Consider the following 22274-nt stretch of genomic DNA (forward strand, 5'->3'; position numbering starts at 1 on the left):
TTACCAAGGTGACGACAGTTTTCAGAAACTGTCCATTACGCGACATGCCATCGGCGCTTTATGAAGCGCCGGGCGGCTGGAGCGACTTTATGCTTCGTTTCAGACTTCCGGGTTGAGGATCATGTTTATGCCCCGTTCCCTGCTGACCCTGCCGCTCACGCTGGCACTGGCGGCCAGTGCCGTCGGAGCGCAGGACGTGCCCGCCCCCGCCCCGCAGGCGCAACCGGCGGCCCCCGCCGGGCAGCAACCCGTCGCTGCGCCTGCGAACGGCCAGGAAGGGCTGGTCGTCGATGTCGAGGGCGGCATCTCCGCGCCGATGCCGATCGCCATCCCCGCCATGCCGACCAGCGCGGTGGTGCAGACTCCGGCGGGCACGACCGATGTCGTCGGGCAGCAGCTGTCGCAGATTATCGCCAACGACCTGCGCAATTCGGGGCTCTTCACGCCAATCCCCCCGGCGCAGCTGCGCACCGTATCCTTTCCCGAAGTGACCGCGCCCGCCTTCGACTATTGGAACGGCACTGGCGCGCAGGCGCTGGTCCAGGGCTATGTCCGGGCCAATGGCGACGGCACGCTGACCGTCGGTTGCTATCTGTACGATGTGCTCGCCAAGAGCGAGCTGGCGCGGCAGGGCTTTGTCGTGACGCCGGGCGACTGGCGGCGTGCGGCGCATAAGTGCGCCGACACCATCTATACCAAGCTGACCGGCGAGGGCCCCTATTTCGACAGCCGCGTCGTCTATGTCTCGGAAACCGGGCCGAAGGGTCGCCGGATCAAGCGGTTGGCGATCATGGACCAGGACGGCGCGAACCACCGCTTCCTGACCAACGGCCAGTCGATCGTGCTGACCCCGCGCTTCGCGCCGAACCAGCAGTCGATCGTCTACATGTCCTATGTCGACAAGCGGCCCGCCATCTATGTCTATGACATCGGTTCGGGCCGCCAGCGGCTGGTGGTGCAGAACGCCGCGACGACCTTTGCGCCGCGCTTCTCGCCGGACGGCCGCTGGATTCTGTTCTCGATGGCGCAGGGCGGCAATACCGACATCTACCGCGTGTCGTCGCAAGGGGGCACGCCCCAGCGGCTGACCAACGCGCCGGGTATCGATACCGGCGGCAGCTATTCGCCCGACGGATCGAAGATCGTGTTCGAAAGCGACCGATCGGGCGGGCAGCAGATCTATGTCATGAACGCCGATGGCTCGAACCAGCAGCGGATCAGCTTTGGCGGCGGACGTTACGCGACGCCGGTCTGGAGCCCGCGCGGCGACCTGATCGCCTTTACCAAGCTGGGCGGTGCGTTCCGTATCGGCATCATGAGCCCGTCGGGCGGCGGCGAAAAGCTGCTGACCAACAGCTGGCAGGACGAGGGGCCGAGCTGGTCGCCCAATGGCCGCGTCATCACCTTCCAGCGGACGACGCAAGGCTCGTCGGGCAAGGCGGATGTGTGGATGGTCGACCTGACCGGGGTGAACGAGCGCCGCATTCCGACGCCGCTCGACGGATCGGACCCGGCTTGGGGGCCCCTGCGTCCGTAAGCTGCGTCCATAAGAGATCAGGGGGCAAGTTTCGGGGGCGAAACGAACCTGTAGGGAGTTGAGAGCCGATGACCAAGATCAAGACCACGCTCATCGTCGCCAGCATGGCGATCGCCATGGCCGGTTGCGCCAAGAAGCGGCCCGCCGTCCTGCCGCCCGCGCCGGTCGACCAGACCGCGCCGGTCGATCCCAATGCCGGGGCGAACACCAACCCGGACGGCGCGATCGTGCCCGGCTCAGACGCCGATTTCCGCCGCTCGGTGACGTCGAACACGGTGCATTTCGGCACCGACCAATATGACATCGACCCCGAGGCGCGCGCGATCCTGGACAGCCAGGCGCAGTGGCTGCAGCGTTATCCCAATGTCCGCATCACCATCGAGGGGCATTGCGACGAGCGCGGCACCCGCGAATACAACCTCGCCCTAGGCGATCGCCGGGCGAATGCCGCCAAGAACTATCTGGCGGCGCGCGGCGTGTCGGCCGACCGCATGAACGTCATCAGCTATGGCAAGGAACGCCCGATCGCGCTGGGTTCGGACGAAGCCGCCTGGGCGCAGAACCGCCGCGCGGTGACCGTCGTCCTGAGCTGATCGAAAAAGGCCCGGCGTCCCAAGAGGGAGCCGGGCCTTTTTCTGTTCTTCCCCATTGGAAGGGGAGATTATCCCCGGAACGCGCTGTCCAGCAGCTTGGCCAGCCGCAATCCGCCGCGCTTCACCTGCTCGCGTTCGACCGGAGCCATCGCGCGGATCGCATCCTCGTTCATCACCATGTGCGCCGGCGTCGGCTGGCACGGATCGCTACCCATCGCGGCGGCATAGGCACGCTTGGCGATGGCCCAATTCTCCTGGCTCCAGGCAGTGACGTCGCCCGCCGACTCCCGCCGCCGCTCGGCCGCCGGATAGGTGCGGACCAGCTGGGGCGGCGCGGAGATCGCGCGCTCGGCGAGCAACCCATCCCAGATCGAGTGCAGGTTCAGCCGCGGCGTCGTGTAGACCCCGTAATCGACATGGGTGTCGTTGCCGCCCTTGTCGCTCTTGTCGCCTGCATGCAGCGGCTGGTGCAGGTCGCCGACGAAATGGACCAGGAAGGCGAGCGCCATCACCCGGTCCTTCGGGCTGGCGCGCTTGTCCTTCAGGACGGCGAGCTGGCGCGGAATCTGTGCCGAGACGCAATCCCCTGAGTCGCAGGCCGGGGGCAGGCGGAAGGGCTGGCAGATGTCGATATTCTGATAGTGCCAGCTATAGGCATAGCCGAAGCGCGACTTGCCGTTTTCGTCCTTCAACGGCTTGACGCAATCGGGCCAGACGCTGGCCTCCTCGATTGTCCGCACCGGGCAGGTCGGCGTGTCGAGCTGGACTTGCGCCTTCAGGATCTGGCGGATCTCGGCGCGGGCATGGGGGGTGATGTTGGCCCAGGCGATGGCCGCGACGGTCTCGTGGCCATATTCCCAATAGGCGGCGGCGGGGGAGGCGATGAACAGGCTGGCCGTCAGGCCCGCCAGCATCCCGAGGACAATGCGCAAGTGCTTCATGGGCCGCCTTTTATCCTTCGTCGGCATAGATCGCCACCCGGTGTTCGCCCGCACTGGTCGCGCGGCCGCGATACATGCCCGCGGTCGTCATGCTCCAGGCGATGGCACCGTCGGGCGCAGCGACGATGGTGCCGCCCGTGCCGCCCAGTTCCTTGACCTCCGCCAGCACGGTATCGGCGGCGGTCCGGATATCCTCTGCAGCAAAGCGGCGGCGCGCGGCGATCTCATGGCCGACGCCGACACGGATGAACACCTCGCCCGATCCGGTGCACGACACCGCGCAGGCCCGGTTATCGGCATAGGTGCCCGCGCCGATCAGCGGTGAATCGCCGATCCGGCCCCAGCGCTTGCCCGTCACGCCCCCGGTCGAGGTCGCGGCGGCGACATGGCCCTGGGCATCGCAGGCGACCGCGCCGACCGTGCCGTATTTCATATCGCTATCGAACGCTTCCGCACCCGCCGAGAGAAGCTCGTCCAGCTGGCGGCGGCGCTCGTCGGTGTGGAACCAGCTGGGGTCGACCTGCTCCAGCCCCTGTTCGACGGAGAAGCGATCGGCCCCCGCCCCGGCGAGCAGGACATGCGGGCTCGCCTCCATCACCTGGCGAGCGAGCGACACCGGGTTGCGGGTGCGCGTGACGCCCGCCACAGACCCCGCGCACCGGTCGCGCCCGTCCATGATCGCGGCGTCGAGCTCGTTCGTCCCCTCGCGCGTGAAGCAGGCCCCGCGCCCGGCGTTGAAATGCGGATCGTCCTCCAGCACGCGTACCGCCGCCTCGACCGCGTCCAGTGCGGTGCCACCCTCCGCCAACACCGCCGACCCGGCCTTCAGTGCGGCGTCCAGACCGGCGCGCGCACCCGCATCCTGTTCGGGCGTCAGCACCTCGCGGGTGATCCGGCCCGCGCCGCCATGGATGACCAGCGACCAGGAAACGGACATGCGCGAAACTCCAACAGGGGCAGGGGAAACTCCCGCGCCCCTATCAGATCGCAGCCTTGCTGCCATCCCCCGGCCGCAGCCCGATCAGCGGCCGCAGCCAGCGCACCTCGCGCCCCACCCGATAAAAGACCCAGCACCCCGCCACCGTCGCGGCGACCAGGATCAGCGCATCGACCCAGAGCGGCAGGCCCGAACGCCGCAGTGCCAGCGCCACCAGAATGATGATGGTCTGGTGGATCAGATAGAAAGGGAACACCGCTTCGGTCAGCGTGCGCCGCCAGGGATGGTCGCGATTCCAGAAGCGCTCGGCGATGCCGATCAACGCGACGACCGCCATCCAGCCCTGCACCGCCCGCGCGCCCGCGAACAGGATACCCAAGCCCGCCGGGGCGCCCATCAGTCCCGGCCAGCGCCATTCCAACCCGGCGGCCACGGCGTAGCTGGCGAGCGCAATGACGCCCGCGACCGCCCAGCCGCGCCGGAAGCTGTCGAGCACCCGCTCCGACCCCGCCATGCCGAAGCCGAACAGCAGCGCGGGGAAATAAATGGCATGGGCCAGCCAGTCGCCGAGCAGCGCATGCGTCTCCGACTGGCCGGGGAAGAATCGGATATCGATCAACAACAGCGCGACCACGGGGATCACCGCGCCGCCCCAGCCGCCCAGCACCCGGTCGAACAGTCCTTGTGCCGCGCCTGCCCAGCGGTGCCCGATCGCCAGCATCAGCGCGACCGCCATGGTATAGACCCACAGATAGCCGACGAACCACAGATGGTTCCAGGCGGGCGTCGGGACCACGCCGCCGATCGCACGAAAGCTCAGCCAGTCATGTGTCCAGAAATGGAGATAGGACCCGGCATAGCCATATTTGCTGGCCAGCTCCGCCCAGATTTGCGGCGGCACCAGCACCGCGATGCCGAAGGCCAGCGGCACCAGCAGCCGGATGCTGCGCCCGCGCGCGAAGCTCAGGATCGAGGGATGGCGCACCGCCAGCGCGCGGGTCGCATAGCCCGATACGACGAACAGCAGCATCAGCCGCCACGGATTGCTCGCCAGCATCGGGATCGCGACCCAGGGCTCGCTGGCGAGCTGCACATGGAAGCCCCAGGGCACGAAGACCATGCCGATATGATAGAGGATCAGGATGGCGAACGCGCCGATCCGCAGCCAGTCGAGACCATAATGACGGGGGATGGGAGCGGCAGCGGTCATGGAACGATCATTCTGGGGCGTCTGGTACAGCACTGACTTTGAACCGCAACGCGCTTGCGCGTATATAGGGCCCATGTCCATTCGTCCCTGGCGTGATATCGCCCGCCGCCAAAGCCGTCAGATCATGGTGGGCAACGTGCCCGTGGGCGGCGACGCCCCCGTCACCGTGCAGACCATGACCAACACGCCGACCAGTGATCCGGTCGCCACGATCAACCAGATCCGGCGCTGCGAAGAGGCGGGGGCGGACATCATCCGCGTCTCCTGCCCCGACACCGACTCAACCGCGGCGCTGGCCAAGATCACCAAGGCGGCGCGCGTGCCGATCGTCGCGGACATCCATTTCCATTACAAGCGCGCACTGGAAGCCGCCGATGCGGGGGCGGCCTGCCTGCGCATCAATCCGGGCAATATAGGCTCGTCCGAGCGCGTCGCCGAAGTCGTGCGCGCCGCCAAGGCCAATGGCTGTGCCATCCGCATCGGCGTGAATGCCGGAAGCCTCGAGAAGGACCTGCTGGAGAAGTACGGCGAACCGTGCCCTGAGGCGCTGGTCGAATCGGCGCTCGACCATATCAAGCTGCTCCAGGACCATGATTTCCACGAATATAAGGTCGCGGTGAAGGCGTCCGACGTCTTCCTGGCGGTCGCGGCCTATCAGGGGCTGGCCGAGGCGACCGACTGCCCGTTGCACCTGGGCATCACCGAGGCGGGCGGGCTGATCGGCGGGACGGTCAAGTCGTCGATCGGCATCGGCTCGCTCCTCTGGTTCGGGATCGGCGACACGATCCGCGTCTCGCTCTCGGCCGAGCCGGAGGAAGAGGTGCGCGTCGGCTTCGAAATCCTGAAGGCGCTGGGCATCCGCAATCGTGGCGTGCGCGTCGTGTCCTGCCCGTCCTGCGCGCGGCAAGGCTTCGACGTGATCCGCACTGTGCAGGTGCTGGAGGAACGGCTCCAGCATATCCGCACGCCGATGTCGCTGTCGGTGCTGGGCTGCGTCGTGAACGGCCCCGGCGAAGCGCGCGAGACCGATATCGGCGTGACCGGCGGCGGCAACGGCAAGCACATGGTCTATCTGTCGGGCCTGACCGACCACACGGTCGAGGATGCCGATATGGTCGAGCATATCGTCAAGCTCGTGGAGGCGAAGGCGGCGGAGCTGGAAGCGGCGGATGTCGCCAAGGCGGCGATCGCGGCGGAGTGATGCGGGGGGCGGGGGACCGTTAAGGTCCATCGCTCCACCCCGGCGAAGGAGGGGCGAAGCTGGCAAGGCGCGCTCCACTTGCCAACAGGATGACGGCGCTGGCACCGACGCGGCATGACCGACCCCCGCATCATCCGCATCGCCGCCGCCCTGATCGAAGATGGGACGGGGCGTATCCTCCTCGTCCGCAAGGCGGGTACGCACGCCTTCATGCAGGCGGGCGGCAAGATCGAACCCGGCGAGACCCCCGTAGCGGCGCTGATCCGCGAACTGGACGAGGAAATCGGGCTGTCGGTCGCCGAATCGCAGCTGCATCCGATCGGCCGATTCTCGGCGCCTGCGGCCCATGAGCCGGACCACCGGGTCGACGCGCATGTCTTTCATCTGCGCACCGACCGCCAGCCTGTGCCCGCCGCCGAAATCGCCGAGGCCCTGTGGTCGATCCGGCGCAGGTCGACAGGATGCCGCTTGCGCCGCTGACCCGCGCATATATCCTGCCCGCATGGCGGGATAATGCGGGGGCGCGGATATGACGGTGAGAGCGGTGATCGCAATAGGCCTGGCCCTGACCATCACCGGCTGCGCGACGGTGCCGACGGGCAAACCCCTTCTGACCAAGCGGGCCTTTCACCGCATCGCCAGGCAATGCGGGGTCACGCCGACCGAGTTCAAGACCGCGCGCGGCGGCCTGCCCTATGTCCGTTTCGTCTACCGCGACGCGGCGCAGGGAAGCGATGTCCGGGCGGCCCCCAGCGTGGAATGCGTCGGTGCCGCGCTGAAGGCGTATCGCTACGAATATTATGGTCCAGACGCCGACCCGCCCAAGCCCGACGCATGATTATAGCCGCAACCCCAGCCGCAGCCCCGCACCGACATCCGGCGCGCCCTTGCTGACCCCGGCGCTGCCCTGGACGCCCAGCGACAGGCGCTGCGACAGGGCGGTGTCGAGCCCGGCGCCGATCTCCTGCCGGTCGGCGACCTGATCGCTGACCCGCGAGGCGTAATTATACGACACGCTGACCTCGCTCGCCTTGCCGATCCCGACCGCGATACCGCCGCGCGCGCTGGTCACGTCGCGCAAGCTATAGCTATCGGGCTGGCCGACGAAGGTGTGGCCCACGGCCGCGAAGGGCGTGACCTTGCCCGGCACCGCCGCTTCCGCGACGACCGAATAATCCGCCTTGCCCGTGCCCAGCCCTTGCGAGGCGGAGGCGGTGGGCAGCTTCGCGCTGCCGGTCAGGGACAGGGCCAGTTGATGGCGGCGCGGCGGCACGAGCTGTACCGAGGCGCCGACCACCGCATCGCCCAGCCCGCTGCGCTTGACGCGGGTGGCGGGTTTGGTGGGATCGACGAAGATCGGCAGGCCCAGCGGCCCGCCCGGCGCGATCACGTTGCCCGGCGCGTCGACCTGCACATAGGGCAAGGCCGCGAACACCGTCACCCGCTTGTGCTTGGCGCGCAGCGTGGCGGTGGAGCTGGCGCTGCGGACCGTCTGGTTCGTGCCGTATTGGCCCGACGCATAGTCCGCCCCGACCGAGGCGGTCACCTGCGCCCCGGCGGGGGTGGCGAGCATCATGGTCAGGCCGGTGGCGGCGAGGAGCGTCTTCATACCCTTTGTCCCTTGGTGTCGGTGTCTGAAGGGGCAACGGATGCGAGGGTGGGTTTCATCCCCGAAAATCTTCCCCGGCACGGGGAGGGGGGCCATGCGCAGCATGGTGGAGGGGTGTGCCCCTGGGAGACATCCCGTGAGGAAACCCCTCTCCGTCAGGCCTGCGGCCTGCCACCTCCCCGCGAGCGGGGAGGATTGCCTTCTCGCCTTTCCCCTCCACCCCCGGTATCGCCACCGGCATGAGCGCACGTACGTCCCCCGTCATCGCCTTCGGCGCGGCCGCGCTGGGTATTGCGATCTATTCGGTGATGGACACGCTGATGAAGCGGCTGTCGATCGACAGTGGGGCCTATAGCGCGGTGCTCTGGCGGTCTTGGGTCGGGGTGGCGATGACCGGTGCGCTGTTCCTGGGCCGGGGCGGGCGCTGGCCGGGGCGCGAGGCGCTGACCCTGCATATCGCGCGCGGGGCGACGGGCGGCGCGTCGGTGGTGCTGTTCTTCTGGGGGCTGGCGCGGGTGCCGATGGCGCAGAGCATCGCGCTGACCTTCCTGGCGCCGCTGATCGCCTTGTTCCTGGCCGCCTTTGCGCTGGGCGAGACGATCCGGCGCGCCGCGATCTATGGTTCGCTGGTCGCGGGGGCGGGCGTGCTGGTAATCGCGAGCGGCGAGGTGCAGGCGCAGGCCTCGACCCAAGTCGTGCTGGGTTCGCTGGCCATACTGGTCGCCTCGATCCTCTATGCGGTCAGCCTGGTGCTGCTCCGGCGACAGGCGCAGGTTGCGGGCCCGTCCGAGGTCGCGCTGTTCACCATGCTGGTCATCGCGGTGCTGATGACGCCCGCCGCGCCCTTCGTCTCGGGCTGGCCCGCCGTGCAGCAATGGCCGAGCATCGTCATCGCGGCGGCGCTGGGCAGCCTGTCCGCGCTGCTGCTCGCCTGGGCCTATGCGCGGGCGGAGGCGCAGATTTTGGCGCCGGTCGAATATACCGCCTTCGTCTGGGCGGCGTGCCTGGGCTATGCGGTGTTCGGCGAGCATGTGTCGCCCTTCACGCTGGTCGGGGCGGCGCTCATCATCGGCGGGTGCGTGGTGGCGGTGCGCCAACCCGCGCCAGGGCCGCAAAGCGAGGCAGGATTATGAGCATCACCCTCCGCGCGGCAGAGCCTGCCGACACCGCCACCATCCTGGGCTTCGTCCGCGAACTGGCGGCGTTCGAGCGCGAGCCCGATGCCGTCGTCGCCACCGAGCCGATGCTGGCCGCAGCGCTGTTCGGCCCGCGCCCGGCGGCCGAGGCCATCATCGCCGAGCGCGACGGGCAGGCGGTCGGCTTTGCCCTGTTCTTCGCCAATTTCTCGACCTGGACCGGGCGGCAGGGTCTGTATCTGGAGGACCTGTACGTCACGCCCGCCGCGCGCGGGGCGGGCGTGGGCAAGGCATTGCTGATCCATCTGGCCGGAATCGCGCGGGATCGTGGCTGGGCGCGGTTCGAGTGGTCGGTGCTCGACTGGAACACGCCCGCGGTGGAATTCTACCGCGCGATGGGCGCGCAGGCGATGGACGAATGGACCGTGCAGCGGGTTTCGGGTGAGGATTTGGAGAGGTTGGCCGGGCGGTAGTGAGAGGAGAGAAAAGGGTCGCGCAGAGGCGCGGAGGGCGCAGAGGTGGTGGACCTCGAGGTGAGCCTCATTCTTTATCTTTGGCTGAGGAAGTAGGGATTCTGTCAGCGGCAGGCGAGCCACCTCCGCGTTCTCCGCGCCTCCGCGCGAACAATCTCTTTCTAACCTCGGGGACCCCCGCTCCGTTCAGCCTGAGCGTCTTCGAGGGCCACGGGAAACCCTCTCCTCAAGCTCCGGGATGGCCCTCCCCCAACCCCTCCCGCCTGCGGGAGGGGAGAAAGGAGGCAACAAAAAACGCCCCGGTGCGGGGGGGCACCGAGGCGTTTTTCAATCCGAAACCGGAAAGCTTATTCGCGGCCGGGCACGTCGTGGTCGTGCGGCTCTTCGCCCTTGGCCTTGGCGTCCTCGTAACGCTCGATCGCCTCGACGACGATGCGGCGGGCTTCGTCGCGGTCGCCCCAGGTGCCGATACGCACCCACTTCTTCTTCTCCAGGTCCTTGTAATGGGTGAAGAAGTGCTCGATCTGCTGGAACACGATTTCGGGCAGGTCGTCGCGGCCGCCGACATTCGAGTAATAGGGGAAGGTCGAGTCGACCGGCACGCAGACCAGCTTCTCGTCGCCGCCGGCTTCGTCTTCCAGGTTCAGCACGGCGATCGGACGCGCGCGGACGACGCAGCCCGGGATGAACGGCGTGCGCGACACGACCAGCGCGTCGAGCGGATCGCCATCGGGGCTCAGCGTGTGCGGCACGAAGCCGTAATTGGCCGGGTAGCGCATCGGGGTATGCAGGATGCGGTCGACGAAGAGGGCGCCCGACGCCTTGTCGAATTCATACTTCACGGGCTCGCCGCCGGTCGGCACTTCGATCACGACGTTGATGTCGTCGGGCGGGCTCTTGCCGACGGGGATAAGGTCGATGCGCATCGAAACGGTCTTTCTTGCCTGGATGCCGGATGAGTTCCGGTGGAAAAACAATGGCGGGCGCGATAGCGCAACCCGCCATGTCCTGTCGATAGATGTCGGTCGGTCCGGGCTCAGCGCGCCGTCAGCAGACGATCGAGCCCCGTCTCGCCGGTGCCGACCTTTTCCAGACGCGGATAGCGCGGGCCGCCGCTATAGTTGAGCGTCACTTCGCGGAACCGATCCTGGTTCTTTATCACCAGCTTGACCGGCGTCTTCGGGTCCTTGGCGGCGACGATCGCGGCCTTCAGCCGATCGCCCGAATAGCTTTCGCCGTTCACCGCCTGGATTTGCGTGCCGACATCGATGCCCGCCTTGAACGCCGGACTGTCCCAAATTGAACTGGTGACTTCGCCGCTGTTCGCCACCGTCATGCCCAGCGAATAGCTGACATTGGTGCTGCCCTTCTCGCCCTGCTTGAAGGTGGCGGTCGGCGTGTCGGTATAGACCAGCTTATAGCCGTTCATGGCAAAGCCCTGGATCGGCGCGGGCTTGCCCGTCTCAGTGATCCGCTGGCGCAGGAAGCCCGCCCAGTCATAGGGGACGATCTTGTTCAGCGTCTCGGCCACGTCGTTGAAGGTGTAGGTCACCTCGCCCCAGTCGCCGTTGCGGATGCCGAAGAAGGCGTGGGCGAAATCGTCGATCGACTTGGCGCCGTTCGACTTCTGGCGGAGCATCGCATCGACCTCCATCCAGACCATCAGGCCCTCGTTGTAATAATCCTCCGACCGCTGCCAGCTGGTCCAGCCCTTGGGCTTGCGCGACGAGATGATGGGGTCGTTGGTGGTGTCGACCAGATTGCGCCACTGCCGCGCGGGCGCGGTGTCGTAGAGCGCGAGGATCGAGGCATATTGGTCCAGCGTATCCTGCTTCGATACCATGCCCGACCGGGCCTGGAGCACATAGCCCCAGAATTGCGTCTGGCCCTCATAGACCCAAAGCAGCGAATCGCGCATCGGCGTGCGGTAATCGGGAGTCCACAGGTCCGCGCCGCGCCGGAACTTGCCGTCCCAGCTGTGCGTGAACTCGTGCGGCAGCAGGTTGCGGCGGCCCGGCCCGGCGTCCCATTCGGTGAAGTAACCCGGCGTCACGCCGTTTTCGGACGAGCGGTGATGCTCCAGGCCGATGCCGCCCAGCTGGTCGCTGATCGACAGCAGGAACTCATAATGATCGTAATGCTGCGCGCCGAAGGCCTTCACCGCCTGGTCGACCAGCCGCTGGTGCGCGGCGATCTGCTCGGGCTTGGCGTTCAGCTCGGCGGCGTTGTCGGCAAAGACGTTCAGGTTCACGCGCGGGGTCAGCGGGAAGACCTTGCCATACTTGCCCGCCAGGATCGGCGAGTCGACCAGGATCTCGTAATTGGTCGTATCGTACGTGTAGGTCGACCCCGACGCCTTGGCCGGGACCGCGCCCGCCGCCGTCCAGCCGGCCGGGAAGGTCGCCGTCATCTGGATCGGGATCTGGCGGGTATAATAGCCCGCCGGATAGAGGCTGACCGAATTGGGCTGCAGCGAGATCATCGTCGGCGTGACGGCGATGCGGCCCTGGTCGGGCTTGGTCGCCGACAGGAACTGGAACTCCAGGTCCAGCTGCTGCGCGCCCGATGGCACGTCGATATGGAAGGCGAAGACGTCGACCGGATCGCGCGTCCAGGGCAGGATGCGGCCGTTCGCCTTGATGACCAGGCCCGCCAGCTTCTCGATCTCGCCGCGCGGGGAATGGGCGCCGGGCAGCCATTTCGGGAAGAGCAGTGCCATCGGCCCCGCCTTGGCGACGGGGATGGTTTCCTTCACGCGAAAGATGCCGCGATCCGTGTCGGTGGCATCGACGACCAGCTTGATCGTGCCCGGATAGGGGGTGTCGACCGCATCGGGGATGGTGTTGACGAAGGGTTCTTGCGCGGCCGGGGCGGAATTGCCCGGCGGAACCTGCGCCACGGCCGCAGCGGTGGAGGCGAGCAGCGAGGCGACAAAGACAGAACGAAGCGCGGAACGGATCATGGAGAGCCTTTTGCGGCGAAAGGAGATGCGGGCAGGTTAGGCACCCGATAGGCCAGTCGTCCAGACCCTTTTGGGCAATGCCCTACCCGGACCCGCCGCCCAGCACGTTCACCGTGAAGGCGATGACGCCCAGGTTGAAGATGAACGCCGCCAGGCACTGCCCCGTCACCACGCGGCGCATCCGGCGCGACGCGATCGACACGTCCGACGTCTGGAAGGTCATGCCCAGCGTCACCGAGAAATACAGGAAATCCCAATAGTCCGGCTCTGCCGTGTCGGGGAATTGCAGTCCGCCCGCATCGCCCCCGGCCTTGTCCTTGTCGCCAGCGCTGTAGAACAGGTGCGCATAATGCAGCGCATAGACGATGTTGGAGAACAGCCAGGCGAGGATCAGTGTCGTGACGACCAGCGCGATGGTGACCATATTGCTCCGCCCCCGCAACTCGCCGCCGACCGCGACCAGCACGACGAACAGCACGATCCCGCAAAAGACGAGAAGGACGGCGCGATTGGCGTCGTTGCGCGCAGCCCGGCGGCGCATCTTCGCGGCCTGTCCCTGCCGCAGCAGGGGAATGAGCGATCCGATGAACAGCAGCGCGGCGGCATCGAACCCGGTCAGGATACCCCGCGTCATCCCGACATGCGGGGACAGCAGGGCACTCGCCACGATCAGGACCGCCGCAAAGGCCAGGAATCGCGGCGGCGCGATCCGGTCACCAATACGGGTTTGCAGGCGCTGCCAGCGGGTGGTGGTCATGGATATCTCAACCCCCAGTCGCATGTTTCAGAGTCAGCATCGATCTGAGTTCCCTTAATGGTGGAAATACACGCCGGGGCTATGGGGGCGATCATCCGGGAGCGGATATCCCGTCCAATGCGTGATCAGCTTCGATCCTTGCTTCGACAAGGTGAACAGGGAGTCGCCGACATGATAGACGGCGTTGCCATATTTGTCTTCGAGTTGGCCGTTGCCATAGCTCTTGAAACGGACGTCTAGCGTATCCCCCGACATTAGGGTCGTGCAGACGATATCCTCATCCGTCTGGAAACCTTCCGCTTGGAAATGGCATGTCGATCGGTCGAGCGTCAGGGTATAGGTGACCACGATCGGCGATCCGCCCACCGTCGCACCACCGGCGAACTCATAGACATAGCGGCCTTTCCAGGGCAATGGGTCGACGGCCGCTGTCGCCGGTTGGTCCGCTAGGTTAGGGCTGAGCGATGCAGCGCTCGGTTGTTGGCCGCAAGCCGCTGAGGCCAGCAACACACCGGACAACGAGAAGGCCAGAACGACTCGCTTCAAGCTGGCAGTCATTCCTCTATCTCCCAGTCGATATTCATCGAGGTTGAGCTCTACAGCGGTTTTGCCAACGCCATGGAATGCTTCGCACGTCGATATGTCTGCAAAAGCAGGGCCGGTCATCGCGGTTTCTTGCGTTAGGTAAGCGCCCACCACCGGCGAGCATGTCAGCATATCCCACCCCTCATAACGCCGCGCTGATCATCATCGATATGATCAACGACCTCGATTTCGAGGGTGGGAAGCCCCGGCCGCGCGCTGATCGCCGCGCTGGCTCCGCGCGACGGCGACTATTTCCTCGTGAAGCCGCAATTTTCGGGCTTCTACGCGACCAACCTGCCGGTGCTGCTGCCGCAACTGGGCGTCAGCCGCGTCATCCTGACCGGGGTGGCGGCGGATATCTGCGTGCTGTTCACTGCGGCCGACGCGCATATGCGCGCGTACAACTTGTGGGTGCCGGGCGATACGGTGGCGAGCGAGAGCGAGGATCATCGCCGCTGGGCGCTGGCGATCATGCGGCACAGCATGGCGGCCGAAACCCGGCCCACGACCGAATTGACGCTGACCGACTGGTTGTCCCGCGACCGGTGATCGCACTCTAGCGCACGGGGCTTCGCTACCTTAGATAGCGCCACCTCTATGGCACGGATCGAAACCCCCAAGCGCGTGCGCGGCACGCAGGACATCTTCGGCGACGAACAGCGCCGCTTTGCGCAGGTGCTCGCCACCTTCGAGCATGTCCACGGCCTCTACGCCTTTCAGCGGCTCGACCTGCCGGTGTTCGAGGATACGCAAGTATTCGCCCGCTCGATCGGCGAGACGACCGATGTCGTGTCGAAGGAAATGTACACCTTCCCCGATCGCGGCGGCGACCTGCTGACCCTGCGGCCCGAATTCACCGCCGGGATCGCGCGCGCCTATCTGACCGAGGGGTGGCAGCAATATGCGCCGCTCAAGCTCGTCACCTCGGGCGCGGTGTTCCGGTACGAGCGGCCGCAAAAGGGGCGGTATCGCCAGTTCCACCAGATCGACGCCGAGATCCTGGGCGCGGCCGAACCGGCGGCGGATGTCGAGCTGCTGGTCATGGCCGACCAGTTGCTGCGCGAACTGGGCATCGCCGAGGGCGTGACGCTGCAGCTCAACACGTTGGGCGATGCCGCGACGCGCGATGCCTGGCGCGACGCGCTGGTCGCGCATTTCGAGGCGCACCGGGATCAGCTGTCCGAGGACAGCCTGGTGAGGCTGGAGAAGAATCCGCTGCGTATCCTCGATTCCAAGGACCCGCGCGACCGGCCGATCGCCGACGCCGCGCCGGATATCGACGCCTATCTGACGCCTGAAGCACGCGCCTTTTTCGAGGCGGTGACGGCGGGGCTGGACGCGGCGGGCGTTGCCTGGACGCGCAATGCGCGGCTGGTTCGGGGTCTCGATTATTATCGCCACACCGCGTTCGAGTTCGTGACCGATCGGCTGGGCTCGCAAGGGACCGTGCTGGCGGGTGGCCGCTATGACGGGCTGATCGAGTCGCTGGGTGGCCCCGCGACGGCGGGCGTGGGCTGGGCGGCGGGTGTCGAGCGGCTGGCGATGCTGCTCGACGAACCAAAGAAAGATTATTTTACGGTCGCAGTTATACCAAGCTCACGTGATCAAGAAAATCGGGCCATTCAAGCTATTAAGCGCTTGAGGGATGCCGGATTGAGGTGTTCAATGGCGTACCGAGGCAGCGTAAAAAGACGCAGCGAGATCGCGCGAAAAGAAAATGCCGAAGTGCGACTGTTTATTGGTGCGCTCGGTTCGCCGAATGAGATTTCAATTAGCTTCTACGAGACTGACTTCAGAAATTTTGAGCAAGATGAAGTTGCTCGAAGGATTATGGATATTCTTAGATCAGAATTTCCGTCGCGGATTGGAACAGCAGGTTATAATAAGCCGTGAAGACCATCTCGGCGGAGCGCATCGCGCAGATCGAGGCGCGACGCGACGAATTGCAGGCGATGATGGCGACCGGCGATCTTCCCTCGGACCGCTTCGTCGCGGTGTCGAAGGAATATGCCGAGCTGGAGCCGGTCGCCAACGCCGCCGCCGAGGTGCGCCGGTTGCGGCAGGAGGCCGACAGCCTGGCGTTCATGACGCAGGATGGCGATGACGAGCTGCGCGAGCTGGCGGCGGAGGAACTCCACGCCAACCGCAACGCGCTGGCGGCGGCGGATCGTCACCTGGCGCTCGCGCTGCTGCCCCGCGACGCCGCCGACGAACGCGCCGCGATGCTGGAAATCCGGGCCGGGACCGGCGGCGACGAGGCGGCGCTCTTCGCGGGCGACCTGTTCCGCATGTACCAGCGCTATGCCGAGCGGCAGGGCTGGCGGGTCGAGGTCATCTCCGCCTCGGTGCCCGATACCGGCGGTTACAAGGAAGTCGTCGCGTCGGTCGCGGGCGCGGGGGTGTTCGCCAAGCTGAAGTTTGAATCCGGCGTCCACCGCGTCCAGCGCGTGCCGGTCACCGAATCGGGCGGGCGTATCCACACCTCGGCGGCGACCGTTGCGGTGCTTCCGGAAGCGGAGGAGGTCGATCTCCAGATCGACGACAGGGATCTGCGCATCGACATCTATCGCTCGTCGGGCGCGGGCGGGCAGCACGTCAACACGACCGACTCGGCGATCCGCATCACCCATATCCCGACCGGGCTGGTCGTGATCCAGCAGGACGAACGCTCGCAGCACAAGAACCGCGCCAAGGCGATGAAGGTGCTGCGCACCCGCCTGTACGAGGCCGAGCGTGAGCGGCTGGCGGCGGAACGCGCGGGCACGCGGCGGTCGCAGGTCGGCTCGGGCGATCGGTCGGAGCGGATACGGACGTATAACTTCCCGCAGGGCCGCGTGACCGACCACCGCATCAACCTGACCCTCCATCGTCTGCCGGAGATTCTGGAAGGCGAGCTGGACGAACTGATCGGCGCGCTGCTGGCGGAGGATGAAGCCGAACGGCTCGCGGCGCTTGATGGCTGATATTCGCGCGGAGACGCGGAGACGCGGAGCGGCCCAGCCCGCTGCGCCGCAGGCCCTTCATCTCCGCCGTTTGAAGGCGCCCAGGCGTTGCCCCATGCCGGACATCTCCGCGCCTCCGCGCCTCCGCGCGAACCAATTTCTTCTCATGTCCGGCATGCGCCGGGGTGAGACGGCGGCGTGACCGACGCCCGTACCGCGCTCGCGCGGGCTGCCGAGCGTTTTACTTTCTCCCCCACCGCGCGGCTCGACGCGGAATTGCTGCTCGCCCATGCCCTGGGGATCGAGCGCACCGCGTTGCTGCTCGACCTGAGTCGGCCCGCCCCCGACAGCTTCTGGCCGCTGGTCGAGCGCCGAGCCGCCCAAGAGCCGGTCGCCTATATCACCGGCACGCGCGGCTTCTGGACGCTCGACCTGATGGTCGGACCCGGCGCGCTGGTGCCTCGCGTCGATAGCGAGACACTGGTCGACGCCGCCCTCCGGCACTTCAGGGGACGTGCCCCCGCCACCCTGCTCGACCTGGGCACGGGGCCGGGCACGTTGCTGCTCGCGCTTCTCGACGAGTGGCGTGAGACGAAGGGGCTGGGCGTCGACCGTTCCCCGCACGCGCTGCAATACGCCATCGCCAACGCCGCGGCCTGTGGCCTGGCCGATCGGGCGCGGTTCGTGTGTGGCGACTGGGCGGCGGCGCTGGCGGGGTCGTTCGACTGCATCGTCACCAACCCGCCCTATATCGGTACGGCGGAGCCGCTCTCGCCCGAGGTGCGCGATTACGAGCCAGGCAGCGCCTTGTTCGCCGGGCCGGACGGGCTGGACGATTACCGGCTGCTCGCCCCCGAACTGCGCCGCCTGCTCGCGCCCGGCGGGGCGGCGGTGGTCGAGATCGGGCATGAGCAGGCCGCGTCGGTCACCGCCCTGCTGGAGGCAGAAGGTTTCGCTGTCACTCTGCACCGCGATCTGGGCGGACGGCCGCGCGCGCTGCTGGCGCATTGAACATTCGCGGACCATGCCCCATATTTCACTTGAAGGACATAGGTCTGACCCGCTAGAGCGGGCGCAGGGGCACGCGAACATCGGCACTGTCACCGTTTTTCGGGGCACCGTTCTTTCGGAGTCGATGCTTCGGGCCGATGCCCATACCCTTCGTCATGTAGTCGCTGCTGTCCGGCGGCCGTGGCAGCGCCCGACATCGGGTGCGACAGCTTCGCATCGCGCGAACCGCGCGCGGTGTCGGGAAAAGTGGACCTTGTTGGTTTGACGACTAAGGACGAACAGCTTGATCAATAATCGGCAGGCCGGCCGCCGTCGCGGTCGTGGCGGCAACAATAATGGTGGGCAGCGTCCGGGCGGCAATCCCGGCCGTTCCGACAATGGCAATCGCATCGACAACCGCGCGCGCGGCAATGCCAGCCAGCTGTACGAGAAGTACAAGAATCTGGCGACCGAGGCGCAGCGTCAGGGCGACCGGGTCAACACCGAATATTACTGGCAGTTCGCCGATCACTATTTCCGGGTGCTGAGCGAAACCCGCTCGCGCTTCGAGGAGCAGAATCAGCGTCGCCAGCGCGAGGAATCGCGCGACGACCAGTATGACGACGGCTTCGACAACGACGCCGAGGATTATGGCGACGAGGGCGATCCCATCCGCCCCGGCGAGCAGCAGGGCGAGGCCGAGCAGCCGCGCCGCGAGCGTCAGCCCCGGGAAAATCCGCAGCGCGAAACCTATGCTCGGGACAACCAGTCTCGCGACGCTCAGCAGCGTGACGAGCGTCCGCGTCGTGATCGCGAGGATCGCCCGCGTCGCGACTATCGCGAAGACCGTCGCCCTGTCCGCGCCGAACAGGCCGTCCAGGCGGAGGATGCGCAGCCCGTGGCCGCCGCTCCTGCGGTGACGGCGCCGATGGCGACGGTGGACACCGCCGCCCCCCAGGCCGCGGAGGAAGCCCCCCGTCGTCGCGGTCGTCCGCGTCGCGAGCGGCCTGCCGAGGTGCAGGATGCGGGCGAAACGACCGGCTTCGACGCCGATCGCCTGCCCCCGGCCCTGAGCGCCGCGCCCGAGGCGGAAGCGGCCCCCGAGGAAAAGCCGCGCCGTCGCCGCGTCCGCGCGGCCGCCCCGGTCGAGCCGGAGGCGGCGGCGGGCTGATCCGCTCCGCTCGCTTCGGATGAGAAAAGGACCGGCCTTTCGCCTCGTGGCGGAGGGCCGGTTTTTTATGGCCGGCGGTCGACATCCTCGTCATGCCCGGTGCCCGAGCTGAGAAAGACCAGCCCCATCAGCGCGCCGGTCAGCATCACCATGCCCCCGATTCCGCCGATCACCCCCAGCATCGTCACCGCGTTCAGCGGGCCATAGACCTGCGCCAGCGCAACCATCGCAAAGGCGACCGCCACGGCGGCGGCGACGGTCATCCACGCCATCATCGCCCGAAACCGCGCCCAGGCGAAGGCCGCCTGGTCTGGATCGTCGAGTCCGGGTGGGGGAGGGGTCATCGCCAGACTATGAGCGCCCGTCGCCCGCGCGGCAACCCGCCCGGGTGTTCAGGTCTGGGGGACGCCGCGGCGCATCGGTCGCTTCGACCAGAGTCCGTGCAGGATCGCGTTGATCTCCACCCGGATCGGATGGCGCAGCGCATAGACGACGACCAGCCAGGCCAGCACCCCGGCGCCCGCACTCAGGCTCAGCAGCCCAAAGCCGACGGCGGACGGGCCTGCGACCCAGCGATAGACCGCGAGCAGCGGCGCGACCGTCGCCAGCGTCGCGACCAGGCTCTGCGCATAGATGACCAGCATCGGCCGCCAGGCGAACCCGGTCAGCGGCTTCATCAGTCCGGCATAAAGGGCGAACCAGATCACGCCGTAGAAGAGTCGCGAGATCGCGGCCCATTCCAGGCTGACCATCGCGGCCAGGATCAGCAGGCCGATGGACAGCGTCGTGTCGATCGCATTGACCAGCATCAGCCGCCGGATCTTGCCCAGCAGGATCGGCAGCTCGAAATGCAGCGGCACGGCGGCGAAGAAAATCTGCCCCAGCGCGATCCAGGTCAGCAGCGGCGCCACCCCCGCCCAGCGCGGGCCATAGAGCATCAGCACGATCGGCGTCGCGGCGACGGCCAGGAAGCTCATCGCCGGCCAGGTCACGCCGCTATAGGCCGCGACCACTCGCTGATAGGGGGCGGCCAGTTCCGCGCCCGCATCGCGCAACCGGGCAAAGGCGGGATAGAAAACGCCGTCGACCGCCCCGCTGACCAGCATCTGCAATTGCGCACCCAGGCTGGAGGCGCGGCTATACAGGCCGACGGCGGTCAGGGTCAGTACGCGCCCGATCACCAGGTCCGGGCTGCGCTGGGCGATGGCGTCGCTGATATAGAGGAGCGAACTGTTCGTTCCAAAGCGCAGGATCGGCCCGATCCCTTTCAGGCTGGGCGGGAAGGGCGGGCGAATGCCCGATCGCCATTGCCCGATCAGCGCGCGGGCCGCCTGCTGCGCCACCGCCGCCCAGGCCAGCGCAAAGGCCGAATAGCCCGCCCAGGCCAGCCCCAGCGACAGCATCGCATTGACCACCGCCGCGCCGACATTGACCAGGAACAGCGACCGGTAATCCATCCGCCGCTGCAACATGGCACTCGGCACGATGCCGAATGGGACGATCAGATACGAACTGGCGATGATGACCAGCAACGGGGTCAGCCGGTCATTGGCGTAGAATCGCGCCACCGGCCAAGCGAGCGCCAGGATCACGAAGCCGATCCCCAGCGCAAAGATGACCGAGACGGAGAAACAGGTCCGCACCTGCGCCTCGCTCAGGTCGCGCTCGCCCGCGACGAAGCGTCGGATGCCGAAATCCTGCAACGCCGACACCATCATCGCGGCGGACAGGGCGATCGAGAACAGCCCCATCTCGGCCGGGCTCAGGAAGAAACGGGAGATCAACACGCTGACCACGAACTGGATCGCAAAAGCGATATACTGCGCGCCGATCGACCAGAGGGCCGCACCCCGGACCGAGGAGCCACTCATCGGCGTGGGCGATTCTGAAGGAGCGCGCGGGCCAGCTGCCACGCCCCGTGGGGGCGGTGATTGCGCACCAGCCGCGCGACCGCCCGCCACAGGCCGGGCACACGGCGCTGACCGGCCTCCCGCCCATCCTTCAGATGCGCGATGATCAGCGGCAGGCCTTCGCCCGCGAGCGTGTCGGGTGCGAAGAGGATACCGCGCGTGACCTCGGCTCGAACCTGTCGCGCGATGCCGGGACGGCCAAAGGCGTGATCCAGCGATTCGATGGGCGGCAGCGCCTGCCAGCCATCGGACGGGTCGGGTCGCCCCTGAAGCCGCTCGATCCGCGCCAGCCGTGCGATGGCCGCGCCATAATGCTGGGCCAGGACATGGCGGTGCGACACCTGCGTGTCGGAATAGCGATAGAGCAGCAACCGCTCGGGCAGATTGGCCATGCGCGTCCGCTCGGCCAGCCGCAGCCAGAGGTCATAGTCCTCGCAATGCCGATAGGCGGCGCGGTAGCCCCCCACGGCCTCCAGCAGATCGCGCCGGATCATCACCGACGGATGACAGAGCGGCGACCCCAAGACGCTGGAGCCGAGCGCCTCGGAAATCGCCTCGGCAGACAGGGGGTGGTCGACGGCATGATCGCGACGGGGTTCACCCGTTTCGGTGATGCCGCGAATCTGCGTGCCGACCAGTCCGTGATCGGGGTGGGCCTCCAGAAAGGCGATCTGCTGCGCGAACCGCTCGGGCAGGGCGATATCGTCGCCGTCCATCCGCGCGATATAAGGTGCACGGGCTTCGGCAATGATGAGGTTCAGGCTGGCGATCAGCCCCCGATTACTCTGGTGAATGATGCGAACCCGGGAATCCCGTGCGGCATAGCTGTCCAGGATCGCCCCCGATCCGTCGGTCGAACCGTCATCCACCGCCACCAGCTCGAAGTCGTCGAACGTCTGCGTCAGGATGCTGTCCAATGCGAGCGCCAGATAGGCCGCATTGTCATGCACGCTAAGGGCGACGGTGATGCGGGGCGACGTCATACTCGTATCGCTCTGTCCCTATACGCAGCGGCTAAACAGGCTCTTAAACAAGGCCGGTGGGTGGTGCGAATCCCGAATGACGAATTCGTTCCCGGGCCAAGCGCGCCGGAATTCCCGTGCAAATCACTGAATAATAATCGCTTTTCGATTTTTTGCAGAAAAATGGCAATTTTTGTGTTGACCGTCAGATGGTGTCCGCCTAGAGGGGTTTCACCGCGACGGAGCGGGCCGCTGCGGCGGCGCTTCGGAGGCGGTACTGGCAGTGAGATGCTGGCGCACGGAAGTTTCTAGGCTGGAAGGCTTAGGGATGGAAGGGGTGCCGGTTTTGTTGTCGGCT

The 22274-nt window shown here is 66.8% G+C and carries 23 protein-coding genes; 12 read left to right on the plus strand and 11 right to left on the minus strand.

Going from position 1 to position 22274, the window contains the following annotated elements; all coding sequences use genetic code 11:
- Window positions 1-127 precede the first annotated feature (127 nt).
- Both tolB and pal read left to right on the plus strand, forming a co-directional pair.
- Complete coding sequence (tolB, locus tag SB4_RS09750) at window positions 128-1537, plus strand: Tol-Pal system beta propeller repeat protein TolB (RefSeq protein ID WP_058752427.1); 1410 nt, start codon at window positions 128-130, stop codon at window positions 1535-1537.
- A gap of 68 nt (window positions 1538-1605) precedes the next feature.
- Window positions 1606-2130 carry a peptidoglycan-associated lipoprotein Pal gene (pal, locus tag SB4_RS09755; protein WP_058715293.1) on the plus strand — a complete coding sequence of 175 codons (525 nt, stop codon included), beginning with the start codon at window positions 1606-1608 and terminating at the stop codon, window positions 2128-2130.
- Between the two features lie 68 nt (window positions 2131-2198).
- On the opposite strand, the gene SB4_RS09760 is transcribed toward pal, so the two are convergent.
- Genes SB4_RS09760 through SB4_RS09770 form a run of 3 tightly spaced genes read right to left on the minus strand, consistent with a single transcriptional unit; the run spans window position 2199 to window position 5218 of the window.
- Window positions 2199-3071, minus strand: coding sequence for a S1/P1 nuclease (locus SB4_RS09760; protein WP_058752428.1), 873 nt, complete (start codon window positions 3069-3071; stop codon window positions 2199-2201).
- A gap of 10 nt (window positions 3072-3081) precedes the next feature.
- Window positions 3082-4008: an isoaspartyl peptidase/L-asparaginase family protein gene (locus tag SB4_RS09765; RefSeq protein ID WP_058752429.1), complete on the minus strand. Its 927-nt coding sequence runs from the start codon at window positions 4006-4008 to the stop codon at window positions 3082-3084.
- Between the two features lie 43 nt (window positions 4009-4051).
- Window positions 4052-5218 (minus strand): acyltransferase family protein, encoded by a 1167-nt coding sequence (locus tag SB4_RS09770; RefSeq protein WP_082670095.1) that lies wholly within the window; start codon window positions 5216-5218, stop codon window positions 4052-4054.
- A gap of 73 nt (window positions 5219-5291) precedes the next feature.
- Here SB4_RS09770 and ispG point away from each other — a divergent pair, with 73 nt between their 5' ends.
- From ispG to SB4_RS09785, 3 genes are all read left to right on the plus strand, one after another.
- A complete protein-coding gene (gene ispG / locus SB4_RS09775) occupies window positions 5292-6419 on the plus strand; it encodes a flavodoxin-dependent (E)-4-hydroxy-3-methylbut-2-enyl-diphosphate synthase (protein WP_058732960.1) in 1128 nt (375 codons plus the stop codon).
- Window positions 6420-6533: 114 nt separating this feature from the next.
- Window positions 6534-6899: an NUDIX hydrolase gene (locus SB4_RS09780; RefSeq protein ID WP_206597996.1), complete on the plus strand. Its 366-nt coding sequence runs from the start codon at window positions 6534-6536 to the stop codon at window positions 6897-6899.
- A gap of 49 nt (window positions 6900-6948) precedes the next feature.
- Window positions 6949-7257 carry a hypothetical protein gene (locus tag SB4_RS09785; protein ID WP_193753785.1) on the plus strand — a complete coding sequence of 103 codons (309 nt, stop codon included), beginning with the start codon at window positions 6949-6951 and terminating at the stop codon, window positions 7255-7257.
- Here the strand turns inward: SB4_RS09785 and SB4_RS09790 are convergent, their stop codons facing one another.
- Window positions 7258-8028 (minus strand): transporter, encoded by a 771-nt coding sequence (locus SB4_RS09790; protein WP_058752431.1) that lies wholly within the window; start codon window positions 8026-8028, stop codon window positions 7258-7260.
- A 239-nt stretch (window positions 8029-8267) separates the two neighbouring features.
- On the opposite strand from SB4_RS09790, the gene SB4_RS09795 reads away from it, so the two are divergent.
- Window positions 8268-9161, plus strand: coding sequence for a DMT family transporter (locus tag SB4_RS09795; RefSeq protein ID WP_058715286.1), 894 nt, complete (start codon window positions 8268-8270; stop codon window positions 9159-9161).
- A complete protein-coding gene (locus SB4_RS09800) occupies window positions 9158-9637 on the plus strand; it encodes a GNAT family N-acetyltransferase (protein ID WP_058752432.1) in 480 nt (159 codons plus the stop codon). The genes SB4_RS09795 and SB4_RS09800 overlap by 4 nt, the downstream gene beginning before the upstream one ends.
- Before the next feature lie 347 nt (window positions 9638-9984).
- Here the strand turns inward: SB4_RS09800 and ppa are convergent, their stop codons facing one another.
- The 4 genes from ppa to SB4_RS19550 all read right to left on the minus strand — a co-directional run bounded on the left by ppa (window position 9985) and on the right by SB4_RS19550 (window position 14022).
- A complete protein-coding gene (gene ppa, locus SB4_RS09805; RefSeq protein WP_007406515.1) occupies window positions 9985-10563 on the minus strand; it encodes an inorganic diphosphatase in 579 nt (192 codons plus the stop codon).
- 110 nt (window positions 10564-10673) lie between these two features.
- Entirely contained in the window at window positions 10674-12599 is a 1926-nt protein-coding gene (locus SB4_RS09810; protein WP_058752433.1) for a M61 family metallopeptidase, read from the minus strand.
- A gap of 82 nt (window positions 12600-12681) precedes the next feature.
- Window positions 12682-13356 carry a DUF1345 domain-containing protein gene (locus SB4_RS09815; RefSeq protein ID WP_058752434.1) on the minus strand — a complete coding sequence of 225 codons (675 nt, stop codon included), beginning with the start codon at window positions 13354-13356 and terminating at the stop codon, window positions 12682-12684.
- A gap of 54 nt (window positions 13357-13410) precedes the next feature.
- Complete coding sequence (locus SB4_RS19550; protein WP_153006160.1) at window positions 13411-14022, minus strand: DUF5991 domain-containing protein; 612 nt, start codon at window positions 14020-14022, stop codon at window positions 13411-13413.
- Window positions 14023-14136: 114 nt separating this feature from the next.
- Between SB4_RS19550 and SB4_RS09825 the strand changes: the two genes are divergently transcribed.
- The 5 genes from SB4_RS09825 (at window position 14137) to SB4_RS09850 (ending at window position 19044) form a co-directional block, all read left to right on the plus strand.
- Window positions 14137-14490, plus strand: coding sequence for a cysteine hydrolase family protein (locus SB4_RS09825; protein WP_241488571.1), 354 nt, complete (start codon window positions 14137-14139; stop codon window positions 14488-14490).
- Between the two features lie 48 nt (window positions 14491-14538).
- Window positions 14539-15834: a histidine--tRNA ligase gene (gene hisS, locus SB4_RS09830; RefSeq protein WP_058752436.1), complete on the plus strand. Its 1296-nt coding sequence runs from the start codon at window positions 14539-14541 to the stop codon at window positions 15832-15834.
- Complete coding sequence (prfA, locus tag SB4_RS09835; protein WP_058752437.1) at window positions 15831-16904, plus strand: peptide chain release factor 1; 1074 nt, start codon at window positions 15831-15833, stop codon at window positions 16902-16904. Before hisS ends, prfA begins: the two co-directional genes overlap by 4 nt.
- Window positions 16905-17081: 177 nt before the next feature.
- On the plus strand, window positions 17082-17894 hold the full coding sequence (gene prmC, locus SB4_RS09845) for a peptide chain release factor N(5)-glutamine methyltransferase (protein ID WP_058752439.1): 813 nt from the start codon (window positions 17082-17084) through the stop codon (window positions 17892-17894).
- A 283-nt stretch (window positions 17895-18177) separates the two neighbouring features.
- Entirely contained in the window at window positions 18178-19044 is an 867-nt protein-coding gene (locus SB4_RS09850; RefSeq protein WP_058752440.1) for a DUF4167 domain-containing protein, read from the plus strand.
- Window positions 19045-19109: 65 nt separating this feature from the next.
- On the opposite strand, the gene SB4_RS09855 is transcribed toward SB4_RS09850, so the two are convergent.
- Genes SB4_RS09855 through SB4_RS09865 form a run of 3 tightly spaced genes read right to left on the minus strand, consistent with a single transcriptional unit; the run spans window position 19110 to window position 21937 of the window.
- Window positions 19110-19388 (minus strand): hypothetical protein, encoded by a 279-nt coding sequence (locus tag SB4_RS09855; protein WP_058752441.1) that lies wholly within the window; start codon window positions 19386-19388, stop codon window positions 19110-19112.
- A 48-nt stretch (window positions 19389-19436) separates the two neighbouring features.
- The gene (locus SB4_RS09860; protein ID WP_058752442.1) at window positions 19437-20915 is read right to left on the minus strand and encodes an oligosaccharide flippase family protein; all 1479 of its coding nucleotides are present in this window, start codon (window positions 20913-20915) and stop codon (window positions 19437-19439) included.
- The gene (locus SB4_RS09865) at window positions 20912-21937 is read right to left on the minus strand and encodes a glycosyltransferase (protein ID WP_058752443.1); all 1026 of its coding nucleotides are present in this window, start codon (window positions 21935-21937) and stop codon (window positions 20912-20914) included. Before SB4_RS09865 ends, SB4_RS09860 begins: the two co-directional genes overlap by 4 nt.
- Window positions 21938-22274 lie beyond the last annotated feature (337 nt).

Source organism: Sphingomonas sanguinis (assembly GCF_001476905.1).
Lineage (GTDB): Bacteria > Pseudomonadota > Alphaproteobacteria > Sphingomonadales > Sphingomonadaceae > Sphingomonas > Sphingomonas sanguinis_B.

What these genes read in the sequence shown, in the direction of transcription:
- SB4_RS19550 (WP_153006160.1), bottom strand. Translation starts at nt 14,022, where the DNA reads ATGACCGGCCCTGCTTTTGCAGACATATCGACGTGCGAAGCATTCCAT.
- ispG (WP_058732960.1), top strand. Translation starts at nt 5,292, where the DNA reads ATGTCCATTCGTCCCTGGCGTGATATCGCCCGCCGCCAAAGCCGTCAG.
- ppa (WP_007406515.1), bottom strand. Translation starts at nt 10,563, where the DNA reads ATGCGCATCGACCTTATCCCCGTCGGCAAGAGCCCGCCCGACGACATC.
- SB4_RS09785 (WP_193753785.1), top strand. Translation starts at nt 6,949, where the DNA reads ATGACGGTGAGAGCGGTGATCGCAATAGGCCTGGCCCTGACCATCACC.
- SB4_RS09865 (WP_058752443.1), bottom strand. Translation starts at nt 21,937, where the DNA reads ATGACGTCGCCCCGCATCACCGTCGCCCTTAGCGTGCATGACAATGCG.
- SB4_RS09795 (WP_058715286.1), top strand. Translation starts at nt 8,268, where the DNA reads ATGAGCGCACGTACGTCCCCCGTCATCGCCTTCGGCGCGGCCGCGCTG.
- SB4_RS09800 (WP_058752432.1), top strand. Translation starts at nt 9,158, where the DNA reads ATGAGCATCACCCTCCGCGCGGCAGAGCCTGCCGACACCGCCACCATC.
- SB4_RS09815 (WP_058752434.1), bottom strand. Translation starts at nt 13,356, where the DNA reads ATGACCACCACCCGCTGGCAGCGCCTGCAAACCCGTATTGGTGACCGG.
- tolB (WP_058752427.1), top strand. Translation starts at nt 128, where the DNA reads ATGCCCCGTTCCCTGCTGACCCTGCCGCTCACGCTGGCACTGGCGGCC.
- SB4_RS09760 (WP_058752428.1), bottom strand. Translation starts at nt 3,071, where the DNA reads ATGAAGCACTTGCGCATTGTCCTCGGGATGCTGGCGGGCCTGACGGCC.
- SB4_RS09855 (WP_058752441.1), bottom strand. Translation starts at nt 19,388, where the DNA reads ATGACCCCTCCCCCACCCGGACTCGACGATCCAGACCAGGCGGCCTTC.
- SB4_RS09860 (WP_058752442.1), bottom strand. Translation starts at nt 20,915, where the DNA reads ATGAGTGGCTCCTCGGTCCGGGGTGCGGCCCTCTGGTCGATCGGCGCG.
- SB4_RS09770 (WP_082670095.1), bottom strand. Translation starts at nt 5,218, where the DNA reads ATGACCGCTGCCGCTCCCATCCCCCGTCATTATGGTCTCGACTGGCTG.
- SB4_RS09765 (WP_058752429.1), bottom strand. Translation starts at nt 4,008, where the DNA reads ATGTCCGTTTCCTGGTCGCTGGTCATCCATGGCGGCGCGGGCCGGATC.
- SB4_RS09810 (WP_058752433.1), bottom strand. Translation starts at nt 12,599, where the DNA reads ATGATCCGTTCCGCGCTTCGTTCTGTCTTTGTCGCCTCGCTGCTCGCC.
- hisS (WP_058752436.1), top strand. Translation starts at nt 14,539, where the DNA reads ATGGCACGGATCGAAACCCCCAAGCGCGTGCGCGGCACGCAGGACATC.
- SB4_RS09790 (WP_058752431.1), bottom strand. Translation starts at nt 8,028, where the DNA reads ATGAAGACGCTCCTCGCCGCCACCGGCCTGACCATGATGCTCGCCACC.
- SB4_RS09780 (WP_206597996.1), top strand. Translation starts at nt 6,534, where the DNA reads ATGACCGACCCCCGCATCATCCGCATCGCCGCCGCCCTGATCGAAGAT.
- pal (WP_058715293.1), top strand. Translation starts at nt 1,606, where the DNA reads ATGACCAAGATCAAGACCACGCTCATCGTCGCCAGCATGGCGATCGCC.